General features: G+C 47.4%; 19 protein-coding genes. 7 read left to right on the top strand and 12 right to left on the bottom strand.

The features are described from left to right. Positions 1–2: 2 nt before the first annotated feature. From HHL16_RS02145 to HHL16_RS02135, 3 genes are all read right to left on the bottom strand, one after another. Entirely contained in the window at positions 3–545 is a 543-nt protein-coding gene (locus HHL16_RS02145; RefSeq protein WP_169423495.1) for a sigma-70 family RNA polymerase sigma factor, read from the bottom strand. A 191-nt stretch (positions 546–736) separates the two neighbouring features. Next, the gene (locus HHL16_RS02140; RefSeq protein ID WP_169423494.1) at positions 737–2,116 is read right to left on the bottom strand and encodes a D-alanyl-D-alanine carboxypeptidase; all 1,380 of its coding nucleotides are present in this window, start codon (positions 2,114–2,116) and stop codon (positions 737–739) included. A 30-nt stretch (positions 2,117–2,146) separates the two neighbouring features. Continuing rightward, entirely contained in the window at positions 2,147–3,283 is a 1,137-nt protein-coding gene (locus HHL16_RS02135; protein WP_169423493.1) for an arginase family protein, read from the bottom strand. Positions 3,284–3,350: 67 nt separating this feature from the next. Between HHL16_RS02135 and pheS the strand changes: the two genes are divergently transcribed. Next, on the top strand, positions 3,351–4,379 hold the full coding sequence (gene pheS, locus HHL16_RS02130; protein WP_169423492.1) for a phenylalanine--tRNA ligase subunit alpha: 1,029 nt from the start codon (positions 3,351–3,353) through the stop codon (positions 4,377–4,379). A gap of 80 nt (positions 4,380–4,459) precedes the next feature. On the opposite strand, the gene ispG is transcribed toward pheS, so the two are convergent. From ispG to HHL16_RS02100, 6 genes are all read right to left on the bottom strand, one after another. After that, complete coding sequence (ispG, locus tag HHL16_RS02125) at positions 4,460–6,454, bottom strand: (E)-4-hydroxy-3-methylbut-2-enyl-diphosphate synthase (RefSeq protein WP_169423491.1); 1,995 nt, start codon at positions 6,452–6,454, stop codon at positions 4,460–4,462. A gap of 48 nt (positions 6,455–6,502) precedes the next feature. After that, the gene (locus HHL16_RS02120; protein WP_169423490.1) at positions 6,503–7,123 is read right to left on the bottom strand and encodes a tetratricopeptide repeat protein; all 621 of its coding nucleotides are present in this window, start codon (positions 7,121–7,123) and stop codon (positions 6,503–6,505) included. Then, positions 7,120–8,091 (bottom strand): VWA domain-containing protein, encoded by a 972-nt coding sequence (locus HHL16_RS02115; RefSeq protein ID WP_206022224.1) that lies wholly within the window; start codon positions 8,089–8,091, stop codon positions 7,120–7,122. The genes HHL16_RS02120 and HHL16_RS02115 overlap by 4 nt, the downstream gene beginning before the upstream one ends. Positions 8,092–8,175: 84 nt before the next feature. Next, a complete protein-coding gene (locus tag HHL16_RS02110; RefSeq protein WP_169423488.1) occupies positions 8,176–8,997 on the bottom strand; it encodes a class D beta-lactamase in 822 nt (273 codons plus the stop codon). Between the two features lie 24 nt (positions 8,998–9,021). Further along, positions 9,022–10,593: an alpha,alpha-trehalase TreF gene (treF, locus tag HHL16_RS02105; protein ID WP_169423487.1), complete on the bottom strand. Its 1,572-nt coding sequence runs from the start codon at positions 10,591–10,593 to the stop codon at positions 9,022–9,024. 116 nt (positions 10,594–10,709) lie between these two features. Further along, a complete protein-coding gene (locus tag HHL16_RS02100; RefSeq protein ID WP_169423486.1) occupies positions 10,710–11,534 on the bottom strand; it encodes an amidohydrolase family protein in 825 nt (274 codons plus the stop codon). 137 nt (positions 11,535–11,671) lie between these two features. Between HHL16_RS02100 and HHL16_RS02095 the strand changes: the two genes are divergently transcribed. The 5 genes from HHL16_RS02095 (at position 11,672) to HHL16_RS02075 (ending at position 22,143) form a co-directional block, all read left to right on the top strand. After that, entirely contained in the window at positions 11,672–15,085 is a 3,414-nt protein-coding gene (locus HHL16_RS02095; RefSeq protein WP_169423485.1) for a methylmalonyl-CoA mutase family protein, read from the top strand. Positions 15,086–15,153: 68 nt separating this feature from the next. Continuing rightward, positions 15,154–16,311: an acyltransferase gene (locus tag HHL16_RS02090; protein WP_169423484.1), complete on the top strand. Its 1,158-nt coding sequence runs from the start codon at positions 15,154–15,156 to the stop codon at positions 16,309–16,311. Positions 16,312–16,768: 457 nt separating this feature from the next. After that, positions 16,769–19,234: a TonB-dependent receptor gene (locus tag HHL16_RS02085; RefSeq protein WP_240965730.1), complete on the top strand. Its 2,466-nt coding sequence runs from the start codon at positions 16,769–16,771 to the stop codon at positions 19,232–19,234. Positions 19,235–19,450: 216 nt separating this feature from the next. After that, positions 19,451–20,725, top strand: a complete 1,275-nt coding sequence (locus tag HHL16_RS02080) for a DEAD/DEAH box helicase (RefSeq protein WP_169423483.1) — start codon at positions 19,451–19,453, stop codon at positions 20,723–20,725. A 32-nt stretch (positions 20,726–20,757) separates the two neighbouring features. Beyond that, positions 20,758–22,143, top strand: a complete 1,386-nt coding sequence (locus tag HHL16_RS02075; RefSeq protein ID WP_169423482.1) for a deoxyguanosinetriphosphate triphosphohydrolase — start codon at positions 20,758–20,760, stop codon at positions 22,141–22,143. Positions 22,144–22,199: 56 nt separating this feature from the next. Here HHL16_RS02075 and HHL16_RS02070 read toward each other — a convergent pair whose 3' ends face one another. Genes HHL16_RS02070 through HHL16_RS02060 form a run of 3 tightly spaced genes read right to left on the bottom strand, consistent with a single transcriptional unit; the run spans position 22,200 to position 23,423 of the window. Beyond that, positions 22,200–22,415, bottom strand: coding sequence for a hypothetical protein (locus HHL16_RS02070; RefSeq protein WP_169423481.1), 216 nt, complete (start codon positions 22,413–22,415; stop codon positions 22,200–22,202). A 34-nt stretch (positions 22,416–22,449) separates the two neighbouring features. Then, positions 22,450–22,860: a hypothetical protein gene (locus HHL16_RS02065; RefSeq protein WP_206022223.1), complete on the bottom strand. Its 411-nt coding sequence runs from the start codon at positions 22,858–22,860 to the stop codon at positions 22,450–22,452. Between the two features lie 14 nt (positions 22,861–22,874). Further along, positions 22,875–23,423, bottom strand: a complete 549-nt coding sequence (locus HHL16_RS02060) for a sigma-70 family RNA polymerase sigma factor (RefSeq protein ID WP_240965726.1) — start codon at positions 23,421–23,423, stop codon at positions 22,875–22,877. A gap of 136 nt (positions 23,424–23,559) precedes the next feature. Here HHL16_RS02060 and HHL16_RS02055 point away from each other — a divergent pair, with 136 nt between their 5' ends. Beyond that, positions 23,560–24,486: a DUF72 domain-containing protein gene (locus HHL16_RS02055; protein WP_169423479.1), complete on the top strand. Its 927-nt coding sequence runs from the start codon at positions 23,560–23,562 to the stop codon at positions 24,484–24,486. The last annotated feature ends 2 nt before the right edge of the window (positions 24,487–24,488 follow it).

Here is a 24,488-nt window from a genome sequence, read left to right as displayed (position 1 = left end):
CGTTACACTTGCAAGGTTTGTAATAGTTTTTGTAATTGTTTGCGGGCTTCGCTGAGGTGCCACTTGCTGGTGCCTTCGCTGATGCCCAGTAATTCTCCTATTTCTCTGTGATTGTATCCTTCTACGATATAGAGATTGAAAACCGTTCTGGTAGCGGGACTCAGCCGCTGCACCAGTTGAAGCAGCTCCAGTGCCGACATGCGTTGAACGGCATCGTCGTCGATGGCAGGCTCGGCGGCCTTTTCGAGTTCTATGTCGCTGTGGAATTTTTCCCGCTGCCGGAGAAAGTCGATGGCAGAGTTTACTACGATTTTCCTGATCCAGGTATAGAGCGATGCCCGCTCCGCATTGAAGGTGTGAATATGCTTGTACACTTTCAGAAAACCATTGTGCAACACCTCAATGGCATCTTCGTGATTGCGGGTATAGCGCAGGCAAATAGATACCATGGGACCGTAGAACTGTTTGTACAACTGTTCCTGGCTCCGCCGGTTGTTGTTGATGCAGCCGGTGATCATGTCCATATCGGCAAGACTTCCTGCCAAATATTGAGTGTTGGATGGTGACTTTGCAGTGTTGCAGCGCAGGCCTGCATTTCCTTATTGGGGAACGGCCACAGCTCCGTTATGTTGTTTAAATGCCGGATTAAATTCCGCTGGTTTCACTGTTGTTATAGTGTACGGATATGCAGCCGGGAGGGTTGGGTAAATGCAATTGATTTATGTCAGAGCAGGCACTAGTTCTTCTCCCTGATATCCTGCAGAAAAGCTTCCACCTTTCTTCTTATTCTCCATGCTTCTCCTGTGTGATTGTTCACCAGCACCGAGAAGATCATCATTTTATTCTGCTTCGTAAAAATATATCCGCTCAATGCCAGAACACCAGTTAGCGTGCCGGTTTTAGCGTATATGAAATTGCTGTCTGCTTTGTAATAATTCTTCAATGTGCCGGTTCCTCCGGTTGGCAGAATACCGCGAATGCGTTGCATGCCAAACTCCTGCTCCATCTTCTTCAAAAGCATCACAAAGTCTTCGGGGGTGAAGAGATTGAAACGGCTTAGTCCGCTTCCATCGGCCCAGGTAGGTGTTTGTGGAAGATCTTTGAGATCGGTCTTCAGCAAGGTGTCGATGATCTTATCATCATTGAATTGTTGCAGTACCTGAAAGCTCACCATCTGAAGCAGTTGCTCCGCAAAGAAATTGTCGCTTCGGTACATCATGGGCTTCAGCACAGAATCGAGCGCCTGAGAGTAGATGCGGTTGATGCCTAATGCATTCCATCCTCCGGCCAGTCTGATTCTTCTGGGGAGATTGGGAATTTCCGTGATCTCTTTGTGAATGGTATCTGCCAACAGTTCCAATGCTGATTGCACCCCATTCGTTACAAAAGGAACCGACTTCGATGCCTTGCGTTCACGCCCCTGTGTGATGCGGAAAATGTTTTCGGAGAGATCTCTTCGCACAGCGAAATGGCCAGATGTGTCGTCGGTAAACTTCACTTTCCAGTTCACTTCCGGGGTAGAATAGATCGATACTGTTTTGGAAAGATCGATGATGCTGGCCGCCGTGTCGCTGTTCTGTTGCTCCCATTTGATTACATTTCCGTACACAGGCAATGCACTGCGTTCGGCCATATAATCTTCGGTGTAATCGTCCCAGCTCCAGCCATAACCCCATGGATTGGTCTTCCAGAAATTATTGAGAATGTACAATGGTTTGGAGGTCTTTTGCAGAAAACTGATCACGGGCTGATTGCTGAAATCGGGATGCAGCAAAGTAGGATCAGCCGATGGAGACAGAAAGATGGCTGTATCGTTTTCCGCATAATCGAGGCCTGTGAGGTATTCGCTCAGGTACTTCATCGCCGCATAACAGGTAACCAGTTTGGTATTGCTGGCGGGAGTGAAATATTTATCGCCCTGGTAGTTGTAGAGATACTTTCCTGCAGCTGCGTCATACACTGCAATGCCTACATGCGCATTCTTCAGCACAGAATCTTCGATCAGTTCCTTCGGAATATTTCCATTGGAGGGCTGACTGTGTTGAACAGTTTTCGTGGAAGTACATGCAGTAACAAAGCTGGCTACGATCAGCAGGCTCCAGGCTAGGATTTTCATAGCAGCAATATACCAAATTATGTTTTCGTCTTAGCTTCTTTCCTGTGCGCGGAGCCAGCGTTCGGGGATCTCATTTCTGCTGGCAACGATATAGTCTTTATAGGAGCAGGCGATGAACTGCTGATCGGGCAGCTGCATCCACCATCTTCCGGTGCGCTTGCTTTGGAGAAAAACGGTTTCGATCTCTGCGAATGCAATGGTGAATTCGTTGAAAGATTCCTTCTCTTCGAGCCTCGCTTCGCGGAGTCCGCGGCTGCGCCCGTCGATGAGATACCAGAGCATATGACTGATCTGTTTGGCTGTGAGATTATCGCGATCGTGCTCCTGCATATAGCCGTAAATGCCCACTGTGTTTATGTTTGGGCTCAATCCGGCATATCGCATGAGTATGCAGGCTTCTTCTCCGTTGAATCCGTTTGGCGTGATGCCGTTGGCCGGAGCGAATGCATGTGCGATGGCAGCTATATCGAAACTGAAGAGTTTGGCGTTGCGGATCACCGGTTCCATTTCTTCAATGGCTTCCTTGATATGACCTACGCGGAAGCAGTCGAACCGGAGTTTGTCCATGGTTTCGAGCATACGCGGATGCACGTAGTAACTCTGGAAACCGATATGATTGTAATGCTTGATAAAATTGGGTTCGCCGGTGAGCATTTCCATCAGGAAATTCTTGTCGCGCTGGCGGCTGTCGATGTCGAGATCGATGAGTGCATCAACGCATACGGCTTCGATGATCTCTTCCTGATCGGCATACACACGGTATTGTGCCAGGGTGAGATCGTGGGTTCCGCCGAGGATCACCACCAGTTTGCCCAATCCGGTGAGGGCGCTCACTACGGTTTTGAGGGCGGCATAGGTATCGTTGAGGGAGTGGCCGCGTTTTACGTTGCCCACATCGGCTATGCGGATATCCGTATGCCAGTAGAAGGCCTGATAGAATTCGGCGCGGATGGTATCCGGACTATCAGTACTGTGGATATTGATGCCTGCCCCGCGGGAGTCCCCGCATCCTACCAGAACAATATCAGCGAGTTCCAGCTCCGGCAGCACCTCTTCATAAACATCGATGATCTTCCCGATCTGTCCATCTTTATAGTCCTCATCATGTGAAAGCATGGCCCTGTTCACGGGGTCCAGAAAATCCTCTATGTTCAAAATATCCGACATGGGTGCAATATAATTGAAACTTGCAAATTGATGGCTACCAGCGGCCTTACTTTTGTATCTTTGCCACATGGAGCAATTGTTACAACAGATCGCCGCCTTCAAGAAGGAAATCGAAGAAACCCCCACCAATGGAGCCGACTCATTGGAAGCCTACCGGATCAAGTTCTTAGGTACCAAAGGCATTGTGAAGAATCTCTTTGCCGAAATGAAGAATGTACCGGTTGACCAGAAAAAAGAATTCGGCCAGATTCTCAACGAGTTCAAACAACTGGCAGAAGGAAAATACGACAGCTGGAAAGAGCAACTGGGTGGAAGCACTCAGCAGGCAGCCAGCATCGATGTTTCACTTCCCGGTGATGCACTCACACTCGGCACACGCCATCCGATCAACTTATTCCTGAATCATGTGATCAGCATTTTCAATCGCCTCGGATTCTCCACTGCGGAAGGTCCGGAGATCGAAGACGACTGGCACAATTTCACGGCACTCAATATCGCAGAGAACCATCCTGCCCGCGATATGCAGGATACTTTCTATATTCAGCAAAACCCAGACTGGGTGCTGCGTACACACACCAGCAATACCCAGATCCGTAACATGGAGAAAGGCCAGTTGCCGCTTCGCATCGTTTGTCCCGGCCGCGTTTATCGCAACGAGACCATCAGTGCACGCAGCCACTGCTTCTTCCATCAGATCGAAGGTTTGTACATCGACGAGAATGTGAGCTTCGCGGATCTGAAGCAAACGCTCTACTTCTTTGTGCAGGAAATGTATGGAAAGGATATCAAGATCCGTTTCCGTCCGAGCTACTTCCCATTCACCGAACCAAGTGCAGAGATGGATGTGCAATGTCTCATCTGCCATGGCGAAGGCTGTGCAGTGTGCAAACGTACCGGCTGGCTGGAGATCCTGGGTTGCGGAATGGTGCATCCGAAAGTGCTGGAGAATTGCAAGATCGATCCCAACAAATACACCGGCTTCGCATTCGGTATGGGTATCGAAAGACCAGCGATGCTGAAATACGGAATCAACGATATCCGTCTGTTCAGTGAGAACGATGTAAGGTTCCTGCAACAGTTCACACCAATAACTTAAGGGCTTCGATAGAGCCCTTCCAAAATACCAGCGGCGCTTCTGTACAGGAGCGCCGCTTTTTTTATGTGGTAAGATGATAGTTATGCTGGTTCAACCCAGGCCTCGCTGTCTTTCAGCAGATTGATCAGTTCTTCTACAGCGATATTGCTGTCTACATTTCGTTTCACTACTTCTTTGCCTTTGTAGAGTGTGATCTTTCCGGGACCGCTTCCTACATATCCGAAATCTGCATCGGCCATTTCACCGGGGCCATTCACAATGCATCCCATGATGGCGATCTTAACGCCTTTCAGGTGATTGGTCACCGAACGGATCTTCGCAGTGGTCTCCTGCAGATCGAACAAAGTACGTCCGCAACTGGGGCAGGAAATGTATTCTGTTTTGGAGATACGCGTGCGCGTAGCCTGCAAAATGGAGAAAGCTGTATTGTTGGTCCACTGATTGCTGTCTTTCACCGGAAGATAGGTGCGGCCTTTGGTTTGAAGGCTTTCGTGTTTTGCATTGCTTCCGTAACCGAGGCAGATGCCATCGCCGAAACCATCGAGCAGCAGTGCTCCGGTTTCCGTAGCGAAGTGGATCAGGTGTTCGTCGGGTGTTTGCCCGTTGCTGTCTGTGATCAGCACAACAGGGTTCTTGATATTGTGCTTGTGCAGTTCAACAAACATGCGGCGGATAGCCTGCATGGCGTTCTGACGCGTGCTGCTCAGGCAAAGCACTACTGAAGCCTCATTGGCCCAGGTACCCATATGCTCTTCTATCCTGGAGGATGGATCACTGAAGCAATCCAGCATCACAAAATTCAGGTGACGATTCTTATTGTTAGACTCAGCAAATTGCTTTGCATCGAATATGGGAAAGTATTTGGAAGGATCACTGGCGTTGCCGATCGCATCTTCATTCACGATCACTTTCAGCGTACCCGGAAGATTGAAATCAAGAATTTTTGATCCGGTGAAAACATAATCTGCTGCGGCATCACTGATATTCCACTTGTCTGTGGGTTCGTCGTAGGTATAACCGATGCTCTGCAGATCATGCGGAGTAATGGTTTCGAGCTTGCTGAGGTCTGCAATCACAACAGGCACCTGCTTGCTGCCGATATTGTCTACGGCATAACTGTCGCGTCTGTTGTAAGAGAATGGATCATAGCTCAGCTTTTCTACTTCAGGTACTTTAAATTCAGTGGGTTTGATAGTGCTGTATCTTTTCACGAGATCCTGACAAACAGGAATTTCAAACTCGGGATCTTCCGTGAGCGAAACTCGGATGGTATCTCCAATGCCATCTTCGAGCAATGTGCCGATACCGATGGCTGATTTTATTCTTCCGTCTTCTCCATCACCGGCTTCGGTTACACCAAGGTGTAAGGGATAGATGAGGCCGAATTCGTTCTGCATGGTTTGCACCAGCAGGCGGTAGGCCTGCACCATTACCTGCGGATTGCTGCTCTTCATGCTCAGTACGATGTTGTGGTAACTTTCGCCACGTGCGATGCGAAGGAACTCCATCGCAGATTCCACCATGCCGTTGGCTGTATCACCGTAGCGGCTCATGATGCGGTCGCTCAGTGAGCCGTGGTTAGTGCCGATGCGCATGGCTGTGCCGTATTCTTTGCAGATCTTCACCAGCGGGGTGAAGCGCTCGCGGATGCGATCGATCTCCTCTGCATATTCAGCATCGGTATAATCGATCTGTTCGAATTTCTTTTTGTCGACATAATTGCCGGGATTCACGCGCACCTTTTCGATAATGCGTGCTGCGATCTCGGCAGCATTCGGAGTGAAATGGATGTCTGCCACAAGCGGTGTGTGATAGCCTCGCTTGTGCAATTCGTTCTTTATGTTGAGGAGATTCTCTGCTTCTTTTTTGCTGGGAGCTGTGATGCGCACCAGTTCTGCACCTGCTTCGATGCATCGGATGGTCTGCTCTACAGTACCGATAGTATCCATGGTATCTGTAGTGGTCATGGTTTGTACGCGTATGGGATGCCCGTTGCCCAATAAGAGATCGCCGATCTTTACTTCTACGGTTTTGATCCTTTTGTTCTCAGTAAGTGATTCGCAGTAAAGCTGCATGAGGTTATTATTGTGGGTACAAAGGTAGCAATCCTGGCCCACATCATTTTACCAGTCTTTTTCGGGTTGACTGCCGGCCTTGCCGCGGTTCTTCTGCATTTTTTCCTGAATCTCCTGCTCTTTCTGCTGCAGTGATTTGAGCTGTTGCTCCAGGCGTTTTTTATTGGTCTTCGGCTCTGGCTTCTGCTTATTGTCTTTTTGCTGCTGCTGTGGCTGATCCTGCGGCTGCTTCTGTGTTTGCTTGCGCAGTTCTTCCAACGCTTTCTGGAGATTCACGCGGGTGTCTTCATCCGCCGGATCGATGCGCAATGCTTTTTTGTAAGCATCGATGCTCTCCACCAGCTTCTTTTGTTTGGAGAGGGATACACCTTTATTGTACAGCGCTTTTTGCTGAAGCCTGGTATCGGATGGATTACTGGCAGCGCTTGCCTCGAAATCTTTCTCGGCATCTGCAAATTCGTTCTTTCTGAATTGTGCGTTACCCAGATTGAATTGTGCTACAGGATTATTGGGATTCTGCTGAACAGCTTTGCTGTACTCGCCGGCTGCTTCGCTGATCTTTCCTTTTTTATACAACTGATTGCCTTTTCGGATAGCAGTGTTCTCTGTTTGTGCGGATGCAGCAACAGCACACAGTACAAAGCTTGCTATGGTGATCAGGTTCTTCATGCGGTTTTGAAACTTCTTTCAGGAAAGAAAAATTCGCTTACGAGGAATATCAGCGCCAGTGCAAGGAACCACTGGAAATAACTGATGTATTCGCGCAGTGAATTATCGCCGGTAGCTGTTTTTTCGATCTTATCCAACTGATTGTCCAGCGCTGTTACCGCTTCATCGGGCTCTGATAATCTGATATACGTGCCATTGGTAGTGGCCGCGAGCTGCTGCAGCTCAGGTTCGTTCAGTTTGGAAATTACTGTATTGCCGTTGGGATCTTTTTTGAAATCGTTGGTGGCAGGATCCAGAATAGGCGAACCTTCTGCCGATCCGATACCCACTGTATTGATCATTACTCCATCCTGCGCCAATTGCTGCGCAAATGGAATGGCTTTTTCGTCGTGGTCTTCTCCATCTGTGATGAGAATGATGGATTTGAATTTCCTTTCCTTGCTGTTGAATGCTTCATTGCTTACGCGCAGGGCTTCGGAGATAACGGTGCCTTGTGCCGCTACGATATCAGGACTGGCCTGCTGCACATACATTCTCGCTGCTGCATGATCGGTTGTGAGTGGCATTTGAAGATAAGCATGCCCTGCAAATACAACCAGACCGATCCGGTCGTCCGGGAATTTATCGATCAGTTTGTACACCAGTTGCCGCGCGCGTTCCAGCCTGTTGGGCTTGATATCGTCGGCGAGCATGCTCTTGCTCACATCCATGGCAATCACCACATCGATGCCTTTGCGCGATACGGCATCTTCCGCACCGGGCATCTGCAGATTGGCAGCACCAAAGATGATGGCCGTAAACGTGACCACAATCAGCAGAAACTTGAAAAGGAAATTGAAGGGAGAATATTTCCGCGTGAGTTCTTTTACCAGCCGCGGGTCTCCTATCTTTTTTACAGTACGCTTTTTCCAGAAAAGGATAAATGCAAAAAGGCCTCCCAGCACTATCAGAGCGAGGAGACCAATCAAATAATTTATATGTTCAAAACGGGCCACAGGGTAATATAGGATAATATGGATGAATATTAAAGCTAAAACTGTGCCGTAATTGTGTTATTTCTTTCCTTCCATGTAGCCGTAGTGCTTCAGGATATCTTTGAGGATCTTGATACGGATTGTTTTAAAATCCACATTCGGATCAGCAGATTCAACCTGCAGTGCGAAGAAGTAAGGGTGTTTGTTCTCTTCGATCCATCCTACAATCCATCCGATGGAGTTGTTTTTCTCATTATATCCCCATCCTGTTTTGTAGTAGAGCTGATAGTTGCTGTTGTTCTCCCACTGCATCATATTGCGCACGATACGCATGGAACGTTTGCTGAATGGCAACTGATCGAAGTACAGTTTTTTTACCAGACCGAGCTGCTCGTCGGCAGTTACTTTGATGGAGTTGTCGAGCCAGAAGGTATCGAGATTGTTTTTGAGTTCGAATCTTCCATTGCGTTGTCCATATCCGAGCGTATCGAGCCAGTGTTGCATCTGTGGTTTGCCGATGCGCTCTGCGAGTTCCTGATACCAGTTGGGACAGCTGATGCGGAAGGCATTGTACATCGTCATATCACCTTTGCACTCATCGCGCGAAGTGCGGGTGCTGTCGTAAGGAATAATGGTGGCAGAATCGAGTACTGCGCCGGTTTCCAGACCGATCAGTGAATTCACGATTTTGAAGGTGGATGCAGGAAGGTACGTGCTGTCTGTAAACTTTGTGGTGTTAGACAGCGTGAAATGTCCCTGACCATTATCGAACAGACCGAATACACCGGTTACATTGTTCTCCTTGAAATATTTCTCCAGTGATGTATCCTGTGTTACATTGTTGGGGGTACAGGCTGCAAATGCAGCGATCAGTAAAACAGCAATAGCGCTACGTATCATCTCTCAGAATTTTGCGCAAAGGTATCATTCCTTTGGCATTCCGTAGATGGCAATCAATCTTAAAAATACGCCGTTGGTCCAGCCGAAGCCATCCTGCCCCAGGTATTCGCCTCCTCCGGCTTCGAGTTTAGTGTCGGTAACATTGTATTTTTCCATGATGCGGCCGGTGCGTTTGTACACGTCTGCATTGAGTTTGGTCCAGCGTTGGGCGATGTCGCGGGCCAGTTCCCGTTGTCCGCATCTTTCAAATCCCCAGATGGTCATGTATTGATGGGGCGCCCAACCGTTGGGGGCATCCCATTGCTGACCTGTTGCATTCACCGACGACAACACGCCGCCTTCTTTCAGCAGTTGTTCGCGTACAGTGTTGGCTGCATTGCGGGCGAGCAGGCTCATGTAATCGAGCTTGCGGTTGAAGAGACAGAAAGGATACATGCCGGCAGGTGTAACCAGATTGCTGGTTTTTCTGCTCACGAAATTATAGTCGGTGTAGTAATTGAGATTTTTGTTCCAGCAATATTTGTCGATGGCGAGAATTCGTTTGTCTGCTTTTTTGCTGAAGGCGGCAGAAATGGAATCTCTTCCTTTGAGCAGGTTGCCACGTGCAATGCCTAGTTCGAGTTTGTAGAGAAGCGTATTGAGATCTACGGGAATATATTGCGTGGTTTGAATGGTCTGAAGATTTTTTCCGTCGGCTAACCAGCGGCTGCTGAAATCTATTCCGCTTTCTGCTGCGGCGCGGAGATTGCGATACAGCAGAGCGGGAGACTGTTTGGATTTTTTAGACAGCTCCACATCTTCACGATAGCCTTCGGGGCGGGGAGTGGCCAGATCGTCCCAGTAACGGTTCATCACTGTTCCGTCGGCCAGTTTAACCGATCGCTTGAAAGACTGACCAGGCTTGAGTTTGGCAGACCCTTCCATCCAGAACTGGTATTCTTTTTCGAGCGCCGGAAGATAAGTGGCATAGATGGTATCGCTCTGCAATTCGGAAAGCAGATCTACCATCAGTGCAAAGAAAGGTGGTTGCGAACGGCTGAGGTAATAACTTCTGTTGCCATTCGGAACATGACCATATGTGTTGATGAGGTAAGCAAAATTATCTACCATGTTCCTGATGAGAGCGGTCTCGCCGCTTTCTTTCAGTCCGAGCATGGTGAAGTAAGAATCCCAGTAATAAATTTCACGGAACCTTCCTCCGGGAACGAGGTATGGATTTGGAAGGGGAAGCAAAGTACTTCCTTCGGAAGGATTATCGGGTTCGCGGCGCAGCATGCCCCAGAGATTGCGGATATGTACTGTGATATCTTTCTCCTGCTGTATGTAGTTCAGCTGAGGTGTGTATGGCGGAGTGAAATTCTCTTCAACGAATTTCTTCAGATCGAAATTCTTTCCTTTCTGCTTCGCATAATCCTGCATGATGGCAGAAGGGTTTCTCTTAGGAATGCAATCCACAAATGTTTTGCTGTCTGCATAGATCTTTTTCATCTGTACTTCCCGAAATAATTCTCCATAGGTTTTTTCCGGAGAAGCAGGCTGCGCCTTAATTGTAGCGAAACAGACAACAAATAGAACAAAGAGTATACATTGCTTCATTGACCTGTGTTTAGCGTATTGGAATTTTAAATGCTGTGACTTCTGCGCGCACAGTTATTGAAAAGTTGATCGCCGTGCGATTACAACTATAGAAACAATCTTACCGGCAAATTCCCCTACAGGTTGTAAAACTGTACGGCATTTTCTCCCATCACTTTCTGCTTTTCTTCTTCAGGGAATTTCTCCATGTATTTTTCGATCAGGCTTTTCCATTGAACGTACATGCCGCTGAGCAGCATCACCGGCCAGTCGCTTCCGAACATCAGGCGATCGGTGCCGAAGGCATCGAACACTATATCAAGATAGGGATAGAAATCACCGGGGCTCCAATCTTTCCATGATGCTTCGGTTAACAATCCGGAGAGTTTGCAGTACACATTGGGATGTTGTGCAATGGTGCGCATATTGGCCGCCCAGTCGTCGATCTCTTTCTTTCTGATCACGGGTTTGGCGCAATGGTCTATTACAAAACGCTGATCGGGGAAGGCATCCACAAAGGAGATGGCCGCAGTCAGCTGTCGTGGAAAGATCAGAATATCATAGGTGTAATTATGCTGCTGAAGGGAGCGTATGCCCGTCTGGAATTTTTCTCTCAGGAGAAAATCATCGGGCTCACCCTGCACGATATGTCTGTATCCCTTGATGATGCTGTATTGTGAGAATTCTTCGAGTCTTTCGGGAAGATCATCGGCCTGCAGATCGATCCAGCCCACTACACCTTTAATTACAGGATGAGTATTGGCGAGCTCGCAAAGAAAACGGGTCTCCACTTCTTCCTGACTGGCCTGAATGGCTACTACTCCATCCACCTCATTGCGTTTGAGACTCATGCTGAGTTGCTCGGGGAGGTAATCCTGCTGCAACACTTTCATGTCGTCGGTGATCCAGGCATCGCGGGTGCGGTTGAACTTCCAGAAATGAACGTGAGAATCGATGGTCATGCAATGATATTTAAAGTTTTCTGAATCTGTAGTCCCGGTATGGGTAAGGAATAACTAAGATACAAAGGAAAAAGTACTAACACCCATTAGCTTTTTCGCCTAACTTTGCAAAGCATTTTTGTGAATGCTTACTTGCTATGGAGAATATAACCACAAACAAAGTACGGATCGTAACTGCAGCATCTTTATTCGACGGCCATGATGCCGCTATCAATATTATGCGCCGCATCATGCAGACCAAAGGAGCAGAGATCATTCACCTGGGGCATAACCGCTCGGTGGCTGAGATCGTTGAATGCGCCATTGAAGAGGATGTGCAGGGGATTGCCATCACCAGCTATCAGGGCGGTCACGTAGAGTTTTTCAAATACATGAAAGACCTGCTCGATCAGAATGGATGCGGGCATATCAAAATTTTCGGTGGAGGTGGAGGAACCATTCTTCCGCAGGAAATTACCGAGCTGCATCATTATGGCATCACTAAGATCTATAGTCCTGATGATGGCAGAAAGATGGGCCTCGAAGGAATGATCCAGGACGTGATAGACCAGTGCAGCCTTCCCGAAGCACCGACAGAAAAATCAAAGAACATACCCGACTACTGGAAAGCTCCTGAGAAATGGAATGGCAAAGCGCCACTCGGTGAAGCAAAAGATATCCGCAGAATTGCTCGCGCCATCACACTCGCCGAAAGCGGGCTCGATGGAAAAGCAGTGCTCAACGGCACAGCTTCCCAAGCCGATGCCAATAAAAAAGTGCCTGTACTCGGTATCACAGGAACAGGTGGTGCAGGTAAATCTTCTGTAACGGATGAAATCGTTCGCAGATACCTCAACATCTTCACGGAAAAAACCATTGCAGTAATTTCTGTAGATCCTTCCAAAAAGAAAACAGGCGGTGCATTGCTCGGCGACCGTATCCGCATGAACAGCATCAGTTCTCCCCGCGCTTACATGCGTTCACTCGCCACCCGCGAAAGCGATGTAGCACTCAGTGAGCACGTACAGGATGCCATCGATATCTGCAAAACTGCAGGCTTCGATTTTGTGATCCTCGAAAGCGCCGGTGTTGGACAAAGCGATGCAAGCATCCTCGAATTCTGCGACGTAAGCATGTATGTGATGACGCCTGAATACGGCGCTGCATCTCAATTGGAGAAGATCAACATGCTCGACTATGCAGAAGTGGTCTGCATCAATAAATTCGATAAAGCAGGCGCACTCGATGCATTGCACGATGTTCGCAAACAATATAAACGCAACCACCAGCTCTGGACTGCCAAAGACGAAGAGCTGCCCATTGTAGGTACCATCGCTGCACAGTTCAACGATGCAGGTGTGAACGAACTCTTCGAGAAACTGGTGGTAGCAGTAGAGAAGAAAACAGGCGTGAGCTTCGGTTCTCTCGAACTGCATGCGCATACCAAGGATACCAGCACTAAGAGTCTCATCATTCCTCCGAGTCGCGTTCGCTATCTCTCTGAGATCGCAGAGAACAACCGCGGATACGATGAGTGGGTGAAAGAACAATCGAATATCGCCACCAAACTCTATCAGCTGAAAGGCGTGATGGATGCGGCAGGAAGCAACGCTGCCTACCTTACAGATCTTCAAAACATCTACAAAAGTTTTGAAGAGAAGCTGCATCCCGAATGCAAAAAACTCATCGAAGGATGGCCGGCGATTGAGAAAAAATACAAAGCAGATTTCTTTGAATACCAGGTTCGTGATAAAGTGATCAGACAGCCATTGACCACTACTTCACTCAGCGGAACACGCATCCCGAAAGTGGTGCTGCCCCGCTACAAAGACTGGGGTGATATCCTTCGCTGGCAGCTGGTAGAGAACCTGCCCGGAGAATTCCCTTACACGGCCGGGGTGTTCGAACTGAAACGTCAGGGTGAAGATCCTACGCGTATGTTCGCCGGTGAAGGTGGACCCGAAAGAACCAACAAACGGTTCCACTACGTATCGGTTGATCAGCCTGCAAAGCGCCTCAGCACTGCGTTTGACAGCGTTACGTTGTACGGCGAAGATCCTGCGCACCGCCCGGATATCTACGGAAAAGTAGGTAACTCCGGTGTGAGCATCGCTACTGTGGATGATGCAAAGAAATTGTACAGCGGTTTCGATCTCTGCGATCCGAAGACCTCTGTAAGTATGACCATCAACGGTCCTGCTCCGATATTGCTGGCCTTCTTCATGAATGCCGCAGTGGATCAGGAATGTGAGAAATATATCACTGCCAATAATCTCTGGCCCGAAGTGGAAAAGAAAATGGCGATGAAGTTCAGGCATGCGCCAAAGCCGGGTTACTACAATCCTTCAGCACCGGAAAGACTGCCCGAAGGAAACAACGGTCTCGGTCTGAAACTGCTGGGCATGAGTGGTGATGAAGTATTGCCGAAAGACATCTACGACAAGATAAGGGCAGAAGCGCTCGCGCAGGTGCGTGGCACTGTTCAGGCAGATATCCTCAAAGAAGATCAGGCGCAGAACACCTGTATTTTCAGCACCGAGTTTGCACTAAAACTCATGGGTGATGTACAGGAATTCTTCATCGATCAGAAAGTGCGCAATTTCTACAGCGTGAGTATCAGCGGATACCATATTGCTGAAGCAGGCGCCAATCCTATCACACAGCTGGCGTTTACATTGGCCAATGGCTTCACTTATGTAGAATACTATCTGAGCCGTGGCATGCATATCGACGACTTCGCTCCAAACCTTTCATTCTTCTTCAGCAATGGAATGGACCCTGAGTACAGTGTGATCGGCCGTGTTGCCAGAAGAATCTGGGCCAAAGCCATGAAGAGCAAGTACAAAGGAAACGACAGAAGCCAGAAGCTCAAGTATCATATCCAAACTTCCGGGCGTTCATTGCATGCGCAGGAGATCGACTTCAATGATATCCGCACTACTTTGCAGGCGTTGTACGCCATCTACGATAACTGTAATAGTCTTCACACTAATGCGTATGATGAAGCCATCACTACGCCAACAGAAGAAAGTGTGCGCCGCGCAATGGCCATCCAGTTGATCATCAACCGCGAGCTGGGATCTGCCAAAACTGAGAACTTTACACAGGGATCATTTGCGATTGAAGAGCTCACCGATATTGTGGAAGAAGCCGTTCTTGCTGAGTTCGACCGCATTACAGAACGTGGCGGAGTGCTCGGTGCCATGGAACGCATGTACCAGCGCAATAAGATCCAGGAAGAAAGCCTCTACTACGAAAGCCTGAAACACAGCGGCGAACTGCCGATCATCGGCGTGAATACTTTCCTGAATAAAAAAGGAAGTCCAACCGTTGTGCCGCAGGAAGTTATCCGCAGTACTACCGAAGAAAAAGAGCAGCAGATCTCCAACCTGTCTGCATTCTGGAAGCGCAACGAAAAACAATCCGAAGACATGCTCAACAAACTGAAGAAGGTAGCCGTGAACAATGGCAACCTCTTTGAAGAGCTGATGGAGACGGTGAAATTCTGTTCATTAGGGCAGATCACACATGCGTTGTACGAGGTAGGAGGGCAATACCGCAGAAATATGTAAGAAAAGGATTTACATACAGAACAATTACCTAAGGAGAGATTGTACTTTATTGGTACAATCTCTTTTTTATGATAGAACTGAAGAATTTATCTTGCACTTCCATTGTTTCATATATTTCTCCTGTAATAATAATGAAAAAGCAGATCTACGTTGATTACCTTCGGGTAATTGCCACTTTTGCAGTTATTGTCTGGCATTGTACTTCCAATATATATTATCAGTTTGGGCCAATTGAAGAATGGATGCCTGCCAGTATAACGTTTGGCCCGTTGGTACGTTGGAGTGTTCCTGTCTTTATAATGATAAGTGGAGCATTGCTGCTGGGTAAGGAGGAAGATCCAATGACCTTTTATAAAAAGCGATTCACACGAATACTTATTCCGGCGGCTATCTGGATACTGATTTACGGGAGTATCAAATACTTACACTTTATTCTGCCTTATCCTTCTGTCCCAAACATCTTTAAAAAAGTGATTCTCGAGAGCTTCGGGTTGTTCTTCACTAATCAGCTTTCCTATCATTTTTATTTTGTATCGCTGATTTTGGGACTTTATCTCCTTTGTCCTTTCATATCAAGAATGGTGAGAGGGCTTTCAAAGAGCCAGCTGGAATTATTTTTGCTTATTGGAATTACCTTATTATCGGTGAGGGTATTTTATCAGAATTTATTTCTGGTAGATAATTTTCAACTGGGTGGGAATCTTATATTTTTTGTACTCGGCTATTACCTGCATACCTATCCACCCACTCCAAAATTTAGATGGACCCTGTATATATCGGCAATTGTATTGGCTATTCTTTCAGTATGGCTCACTTACAGAAAGGAATATGTTGGAATGGCGCATGACGATACATTTTATAAAACGCACGGAATCTTTGTGTTTGTATTTTCTTCGGCAGTATATGTTCTGATTCACCAGTTATTCAGCACTGGTATTGAAGAGAAACCTGATGGAAAATTCCGTAAACTCATTCTGTTTATTTCCAGCAACAGCTATGGTTTTTTTCTGGCGCATCCCCTGATAATAAACATATTATTGTTCAGCAAATCCAGATTCTATACTCTTACCACCAGCAATTTTACTTTGCACCTGGGTGGAAAGGATATTGGCTTCACCATGAATAATCAGGTAGGCGCTTATTTTCTTGCCACGCTGGTTTTCTTCATACTATGCATTTGCTTTTATGTCGCCCGGAAAATAAAGCTTACAAAATATCTGACCTGAGAATAAAGCGTAAGCTTTTCTGACACAAACCGCCATTCGCCGGTGACCTTCCTCCACCCGCCGAGTTTTTACCGATACAGTATCAGTAACAATTTAACCATTGAATTACTGAATGTAGCTTGCACCCAATCCGGAAGAGTTGCATCCGGATTCTGTAAGAGTCAGCACTCTGTGAAAGGTTGATCAGGAATATTCCATTCGAAATACTAACAGTTGTTATTTGAATATTATTTCGGATAGTCTTTAACGTTAGATGGGCTGATTGCGCCAAACATCCGCCAGATCGATGTTTTCACGGTAAACAAAAACGGAACTAATCTGTCAAATTATTTTTTTTGCGACAATTATTATCTATAGGACGCCACTGGTAACAATCTATTGCCGTTGGTGTAGCACAGGAAACCAGCCTGTAACATCCGGGTAGCTTTGTCGACTAATTCAAAAAACATCCACATTCATGAGAAAGTTATTATTGATGATGATCGCTGTAATTGCGTCAGCAGCAGCTGTGCAGGCCCAGCAGGTCAGGGGTAGTGTGAAGGACGAGCAAGGAAAAAGCCTCTCCGGAGCAACCATTCAGCTGAAGAAAATCAAAGACTCTTCAGTTGCCAAACTAAGTGTAACCGATGCAGCCGGTGAATACAAATTCGAAGGAATCGCTGCAGGAACCTATTTCGTAAACGCCACATTCGTAGGCCACATATCAACCAACACAAATAGTTTTGAAGTGAGCGGTTCAGGTGAAGTAAACGCTCCTGCCATCACACTGACAAAAGGTGGCGACGATCTGAAGGCTGTAGTAGTTTCTACCCGCAAGCCTATAATCGAAGTAAGAGCGGATAAAACCATCATGAACGTTGAGAGCAGCATCAACGCTGTTGGTCAGGATGCGATGGAACTGCTCCGCAAAGCGCCCGGTGTAATGATCGATAAAGACGACAACCTGAGCCTCAGCGGAAAGAATGGTGTGCAGGTGTATGTCGATGGTCGTCAGACTCCGCTCAGCGGAAAAGACCTGAGCGATTATCTCAAAACCGTTCAGTCATCTACCGTTGAATCTATCGAGATCATTACCAACCCTTCAGCTAAATATGAAGCAGCGGGTAATGCAGGTATCATCAACATCAGACTGAAAAAGAACAAAGCATACGGTACAAACGGATCGGTAACTGCAGGTTTCAACCAGGGTGTATATCCTAAATACAATGGAGGCCTTTCGCTGAACCACCGTAACAAAAACGTGAACTTCTTCGGTAACTATAACTACAGCAAGGCAAAGAACGAAAGTCCCTTCAACCTGTACAGAAAAATGACTGATACCCTTTTCGATCAGCATTCAAGAATTGTTACGCACAACAATACGCATACCTTTAAAGTAGGTGCCGATTATTCACTCAGCCGCAGAAGCACTATCGGTGTAATGGTGAACGGAAACCTTACCGACAATGAGCTCAGCAACCGTGCTGTAACCAATATCAGCAGCGTTCCGAAAAATGAGCATGCAAAAACACTGGTGGCAGATAACGCTACCGATGGTAAAAGAGACAATGCCAATTTCAACCTGAACTATCGTTATTCCGATTCTTCTGGCCGCGAACTGAATATGGATGCGGACTACGGTCTTTATCGTATCACCAGCAACCAGCTTCAGCCGAATAATTATACCTTCCCTGATGGCTCTACCGCTAATACAACCTATACCATGATAGCGCCAACAGATATCGACATCTATACTTTCAAAACAGATTACGAACAGAATCTGAAGAAAGGCAGACTGGGATTAGGTGGTAAGTTCTCATATGTAGACAGCAAGAACGATTTCCAACGCTACGATGGCAGTGGCTCAGGCAAACAGCTTGACCTCGCGCGCAGCAACAATTTCAACTACAAGGAGAACGTAAATGCCCTCTATGTGAACTACAACAGACAGTTCAAAGGCGGCTTTATGATTCAACTCGGTGTGCGTGGTGAGAATACCCACTCTGAAGGAAGAAGCAAAGGGCAGAAATGGGATGGAGGAAAAGGTTCTTATGTTGGATATGATTCATCCTTCAAACGCGATTACACCGACTTCTTCCCAAGTGCAGCTGTAACTTTCAACAAGAATCCAATGAGTCAGTGGACACTGAGCTATAGCAGACGTATCGACCGCCCTGCTTATCAGGATCTCAACCCATTCGAATTCAAACTCGATGAGTATTCGTTCCAGAAAGGTAATACCGAGCTTCGCCCTCAGTATACCAACAGCATCGGCCTTACCTATATCTATAAGTATACACTCTCTACAACACTGAACTATAGCCATATCAGTGATGTATTCGGATCACCCGTTGATACACTGGAGAAATCAAAATCTTTCATCACCAAGAAGAACCTGGCAACACAGGATGTGATCAGCCTGAACATCAGTTATCCTTTCTCTTACAAATGGTATTCAGTATTTGCGAACGTAAACAGCAACTATTCCAAATACAAAGCTGATTTCGGTGCAGGAAAGAAAATCGATCTCGATGCATTCTCTGTAACAGCGTTCGCTCAGAACTCGTTCCGTCTCGGAAAAGGATGGACTACCGAACTGACCGGCCTGTACATTTCTCCTTCCGTATGGCAGGGTGTTTTCAAAAGCAGTGAAATGTGGAGCATCGATGCGGGCATTCTGAAAACCCTCATGAAAGGTAAAGCAACCCTCAAGGCTTCAGTAAGCGATATCTTCAAAACCATGAAGTGGAGAGGAACCAGCCCCAACTATGCCGGACAAACCGTACTGGCCTGGGGATCATGGGAAAGCCGTCAGCTGAAACTGAACTTCACATACCGCTTCGGAAGCAATACTGTAAAAGCTGCCCGTCAGCGTAAAGAAGGCCTGGAAGAAGAGAATAAGCGTGTAACTACCCAGGGTGCTGGTATCGGTGGAGGTCAATAATCCGCTGAAATTCAACACAGATAAGACTTTCAAGATACTTTTCTAATGCAGCAGGCCGTTCCCGCACTGGGGACGGCCTTTCTGTTTGAGGCTGGCGGAGTGGTTTTTCCCGTCAATCCAGGGGCTTGTGACCCCCGTAGTGGCGTATCCACACCCGCTATGCTCCAAAGATGTATCTTTATGCCGAATTGACTTTATTCACCTAACGCTTATAATTTGAAGTTTACAGAGTTTGGTTTAGATGATAGTCTGATCGAAAGTATTGCCGCCACCGGCTATGAAGAAGCAACTCCCATCCAGGAGAAAGTAATTCCCATCATATTGAAAGGTCACGACCTGATCGCCTCTGCTCAGACAGGCACAGGGAAGACTGCTGCTTTTTTGCTGCCCATCATACAAAGATTGCTGCAACATAGTAACGACGGACAAGTGAATGGAATGGTGATTGTTCCTACGCGGGAGCTTGCCATTCAGATTTCACAGAACCTCGAAGGCATGAGTTACTTCACCTCCATCAGTTCCATAGCCATCTATGGCGGTAACGATGGAATGAACTTCTCTACTGAAAAACAGGCATTGTCGCGCGGGGTAGATCTGGTGATCTGCACGCCCGGAAGAATGATCGCCCACCTCAACATGGGTTATGCAAAGCTCGACGGACTGCAGTTTCTCGTACTCGACGAAGCAGACCGCATGCTCGATATGGGTTTTCACGACGATATCATGCGCATCATCGGCAAGCTGCCTGCCAAGAGGCAGACCCTGCTTTTCTCTGCTACCATGCCGGAGAAGATCCGTCAGTTGTCGAGAAAAATTCTGCATCAGCCGGAAGAAGTGAACATCGCTATCTCCAAGCCACCCGATAAGATTGTACAGGAAGCTTATGTGGTGTACGACTCGCAGAAGCAACCCATGCTGGAGCATATCCTCACCAACACGCAGTGCAAAATGATCCTCATCTTCTGTTCGAGCAAACAGAACGTGAAACATCTCGCCCGCGATCTGAAACGCGCGAAGTTCAAAATTGCAGAGATCCATTCCGATCTTGAGCAGAACAACCGCGAAGAAGTGCTGATGCAATTCAAAAGTGGAAGAACGCCGATACTCGTGGCAACAGATATCCTGAGCCGTGGTATCGACATCGACAATATCGATCTGGTGATCAACTACGATGTGCCGCACGACGGCGAAGACTATATCCATCGCATCGGCCGTACAGCAAGAGCCGAGTCGGATGGCGTAGCCATCACTTTTGTGAATGAAAAAGACCAGAACCGTTTTGCCGTGATAGAGCAACTGCTCGGATCGCCGGTAAGAAAGGCGATGGTGCCCACAGAACTGGGGCCTGTTCCCGATTACAAGCCACGCGCCAGACGCGGTGGTGGGGGAGGTAAGTTCAAAAATGGCAAACGCCAGGGAGGATACCATCATCACAAAGGCAAATCACAGAAGCCGCACAAACCGCAACAGCCACAGCAACCGAAGCAATAACAGAACAGCATTCACCTGATTTTTCTGGCTACATGAAATGGGAGCAACTTTACAGCAATAAGCGCACGGGATCAGAATCAAAATCGAGCGGCAATAACGATGCAGTTCGAACTTCTTTTCTGCGCGATTATGACCGCATCATATTTTCTTCGGCATTCAGAAGACTGCAAAACAAAACGCAGGTATTTCCTTTACCCGGACCTGTGTTTGTGCACAATCGTCTCACGCATAGTCTGGAAGTGGCGTCTGTAGGGCGTTCTCTCGGAAAGGCAGTGGGCGATGCGCTTGTTGCCAGATATCCTCACAAAGGAGAAGACTTTACCGAATTCTACAAGTACGAGCTTGCAGCAGTGATTGCTGCAGGATGTCTTGCGCACGATATCGGCAATCCGCCTTTCGGGCATTCAGGTGAAGATGCCATACGCACTTTTTTCCGCGATCTCGAAGGCGATTCAAAGGAGCGGTTCGAAACTTTGCTGACGCCCAATCAGCAACGGGACTTTCTGTATTTTGAAGGCAATGCAAATGCGTTCCGCACACTTACGCATCATTTCAATGAAGATGCGCCGGGTGGCTTCAGGCTTACATATGCTACGCTGGCTTCCATCATCAAGTATCCGGCAGATTCTGTGAGCGGATTCAACAAGAAGCAACTCATCACTAAGAAATCCGGGTTTTTCGATTCCGAGATCGGCACTTACAAAAAGATTGCGGAGGAATTTCAGATCCCTAAAATGGATGATAACGCCAATGTATATGCGAGGCATCCGTTTGTCTATCTTGTAGAAGCAGCAGATGATATTTGTTACCGCATCATCGATTTTGAAGATGCGCATCGTCTCAATATCATTTCCATCGATACCATCAAGGAGTTGTTCCTTTCGTTCTTCGATCAGAAAGAAGGGTATGAGTCGAAAGAGAAAGTGGAGAGTAGTCTCAACAAGATCAAAGACGATAACCAGAAAGTTAGTTTTCTGCGCGCGAGGCTGATCAATCTGCTGATCAACCGCATCTGCCAGGTGTTCATGGAGAAAGAAACGGAATTGCTGGAAGGCACGCTGAGCAAGAGTTTGATCGATTATCTGGGAGATGATGAACTGGCGCTGATGAAACATATCGACGATTACTCCGTAAAACATATCTACAATCATCGCTCAGTGGTGGAGATCGAGATTGCGGGCTACAATGTGATCGGGGGATTGCTGAAAGAATTCTTTGCAGCGATCATCGAGCAGCGTTCGTCCAAGTCGAAGAAAGTATTGCAGCTCATCTCTCCGCAGTTTGTTATTTCGGGCGAGCCGGAGAAACTGTACAACGATATTCAGAGTGTGGTTGATTTTATTTCGGGCATGACCGATCTCTATGCAGTGGATATTTACCGGAAGATAACCGGCATCAGCATGCCGCAGCTGCGATAAAAAAAGGGCCGGCCATATTGGCCAGCCCGCAGTAAGGTAAGTGCTTTTCCTTCCGGTCAGTCCGGTAGCTCCTCGCATGCGAAACCCGCGTAATGCAGTGCCAGCTCCACGTTTCGGGGCGACACATCGTTTGCTTCTATCCTGAGTATGCGGTCCACATCCTGCAGATCAAAGTTCCATTTAACAACACCGGTAAGACTGTTCAGGGCTTCGCCTACCGATTTGATATTTGTTCTGTTGCGAACATTTGTCTTGAACACCAGCACTTCCATAAATATGGTTTTGGGGAAATGATCGAATGATTGATTATTCTGCTCCGGCTTCGCCTTTTTCTTCGGGAGCTTTGCGTTGCTCGTCGAATCGGCCGAATGGCCCACGGCCCCAGTTGCCACAGCGGTCTCTGAACCTGCCTTTGAATCTTTCTCTTTCTTCTTCAGACATATTTTCCCATTTGTCCATCATCTTTTCTTTCCAGCGGTTGCGGCCTCTGCCTTTCCATCCGCCTCCACCTCCACCACCGCCCATTCCACTGAACAGTATTTTAGAGAGTACGAGAATGCCCAGCGCCTGCCAGAAATTGATGGGGCTTACATGAATTACATCGGGTAGAATTGCGTTCCATAACCACATCACTGCATAAGTGAAGAGGCCACCAAATACCACAACACAGGCAATAATTTTTCCGACTTTAATTCCTATTCTTGATCTGCGATTCATAACAAAGTGTTGTATTAATAATTTAAAAGTTCGTTCTTGAGGTCTCTCAGTCTGTCGCGCAAATGCAGTACTGCATAGCGTTTGCGGCTGATCAGTGTGTTCACCGGATCTCCGGAAATTTCGGACAGCTCTTTGAAGGAGACACCTTCGAGTTCGTGTTGAATAAATACATCGCGTTGTTCGGCGGGCAATTCCTGTAAGGCATTGTTGAGTTCTTCCCAGAAGAGTTGACGGAGATATTCTTTTTCGGGGTCGTCGCCCGGCTCCAGCAGAAATTCTGAGAAGCTGCTGATATCTTCCTGTTCATCGTCTGTAAGCAGATCACTGAGCAGTACCGGTTTGTGTTTGCGCTGTCTGTCGGTGATCTTGTTGCGTGCAACAGTGAAAAGCCATGCAGATAATTGATCGATCGGTTGCGAATTGCCTACGAACTGGTAGAAAACATCCTGCATAATATCTTCAGCATCTGCTTCATTGTTCACCCTTTTACGGATAAACCCGAACAGTCTTTTGCTGTACTCATTAATAACCTGCGTAATATTTCTTTTACGTTCCGCTGGCATAAGTGTAGATATCGTCAGGCGCTCTTCCATGCTTTGTATAAATAGGTAGACGGGCAGCGCGAGGCAATATTTTAAAATTCAGAAAAAAAATCTGGAAACCGGTGTTTTGCTAGATTTGCAGACCAACAGTAATCCTATGCATTTTGGCAAAGTTCCTGAAAATGAGGTGAGTAGCATCGATTTTAGTCTTCCGCCAGATCCTCCGGGCAATCAGCTGGTGCTGCCGGGCAAACCGGCGGATACACCATTGCTGTATGTAGGATGCGCTACCCGCGGGCCTAAGCAATGGATCAATAAGATCTATCCCAGGGGCACGAAGGAAGTGGATTTTCTCGATGAATATGTAAAACATTTCAACTGCATCGAGTTCAATGCCACCCATTACCAGATCTATGGCGAAGATACCATCGCAAAATGGGCAGCGAAAGCCGAAGGCAGGGATTTTATGTTTTGTCCTAAAGTGCCGCAACTGATCAGTCATTACAGCGGATTCAATAATGTGGACGAACCCACAGATTCTTTCCTGCGGGGTATCATGGCATTTGGAGAACACCTGGGCCCCATCTTTTTACAGCTGAGCGAAAAGCATTCGCCTGCGAATCAGCAACGGCTGTTCAAATATTTGCAATCACTTCCAACAGATCTTACTTTCTTTCTCGAAGTGCGCCATCCTGATTGGTTTGTCGGAGCCGCAAAAAAGCACCTCTTCGATACATTGCGCGAACTGAAGATCGGAGCGGTGATCACCGATACATCGGGCAGAAGGGATTGTGCACATATGGAGCTGAGCCTTCCGAAAGCATTCATCCGATATGTGGGGCATGGTATGGGGCCTACTGATCCGGTGAGATTGGATGTTTGGGCAGACAGGCTGAAGCGTTGGCTGGATGAGGGTTTGGAGGAGGTGTGGTTTTTCATGCACACGCCTGAAGAGATCATGGCGCCGGAGATGGTGGATCATTTTGCCGCCCGGATGGAGGCTGTATGTGGTCTCAAAATTCCCAGACCAAATTTCATACAGCCAGCCCCCAACGCAGGCGGTACTCAGATGAGTATGTTTTGATG

It is taken from the genome of Pseudoflavitalea sp. G-6-1-2 (assembly GCF_012927185.1).
GTDB lineage: Bacteria > Bacteroidota > Bacteroidia > Chitinophagales > Chitinophagaceae > Pseudobacter.
Note: the sequence above shows the minus strand (reverse complement) of the source record. Positions and strands in the feature narration are given on the sequence as shown.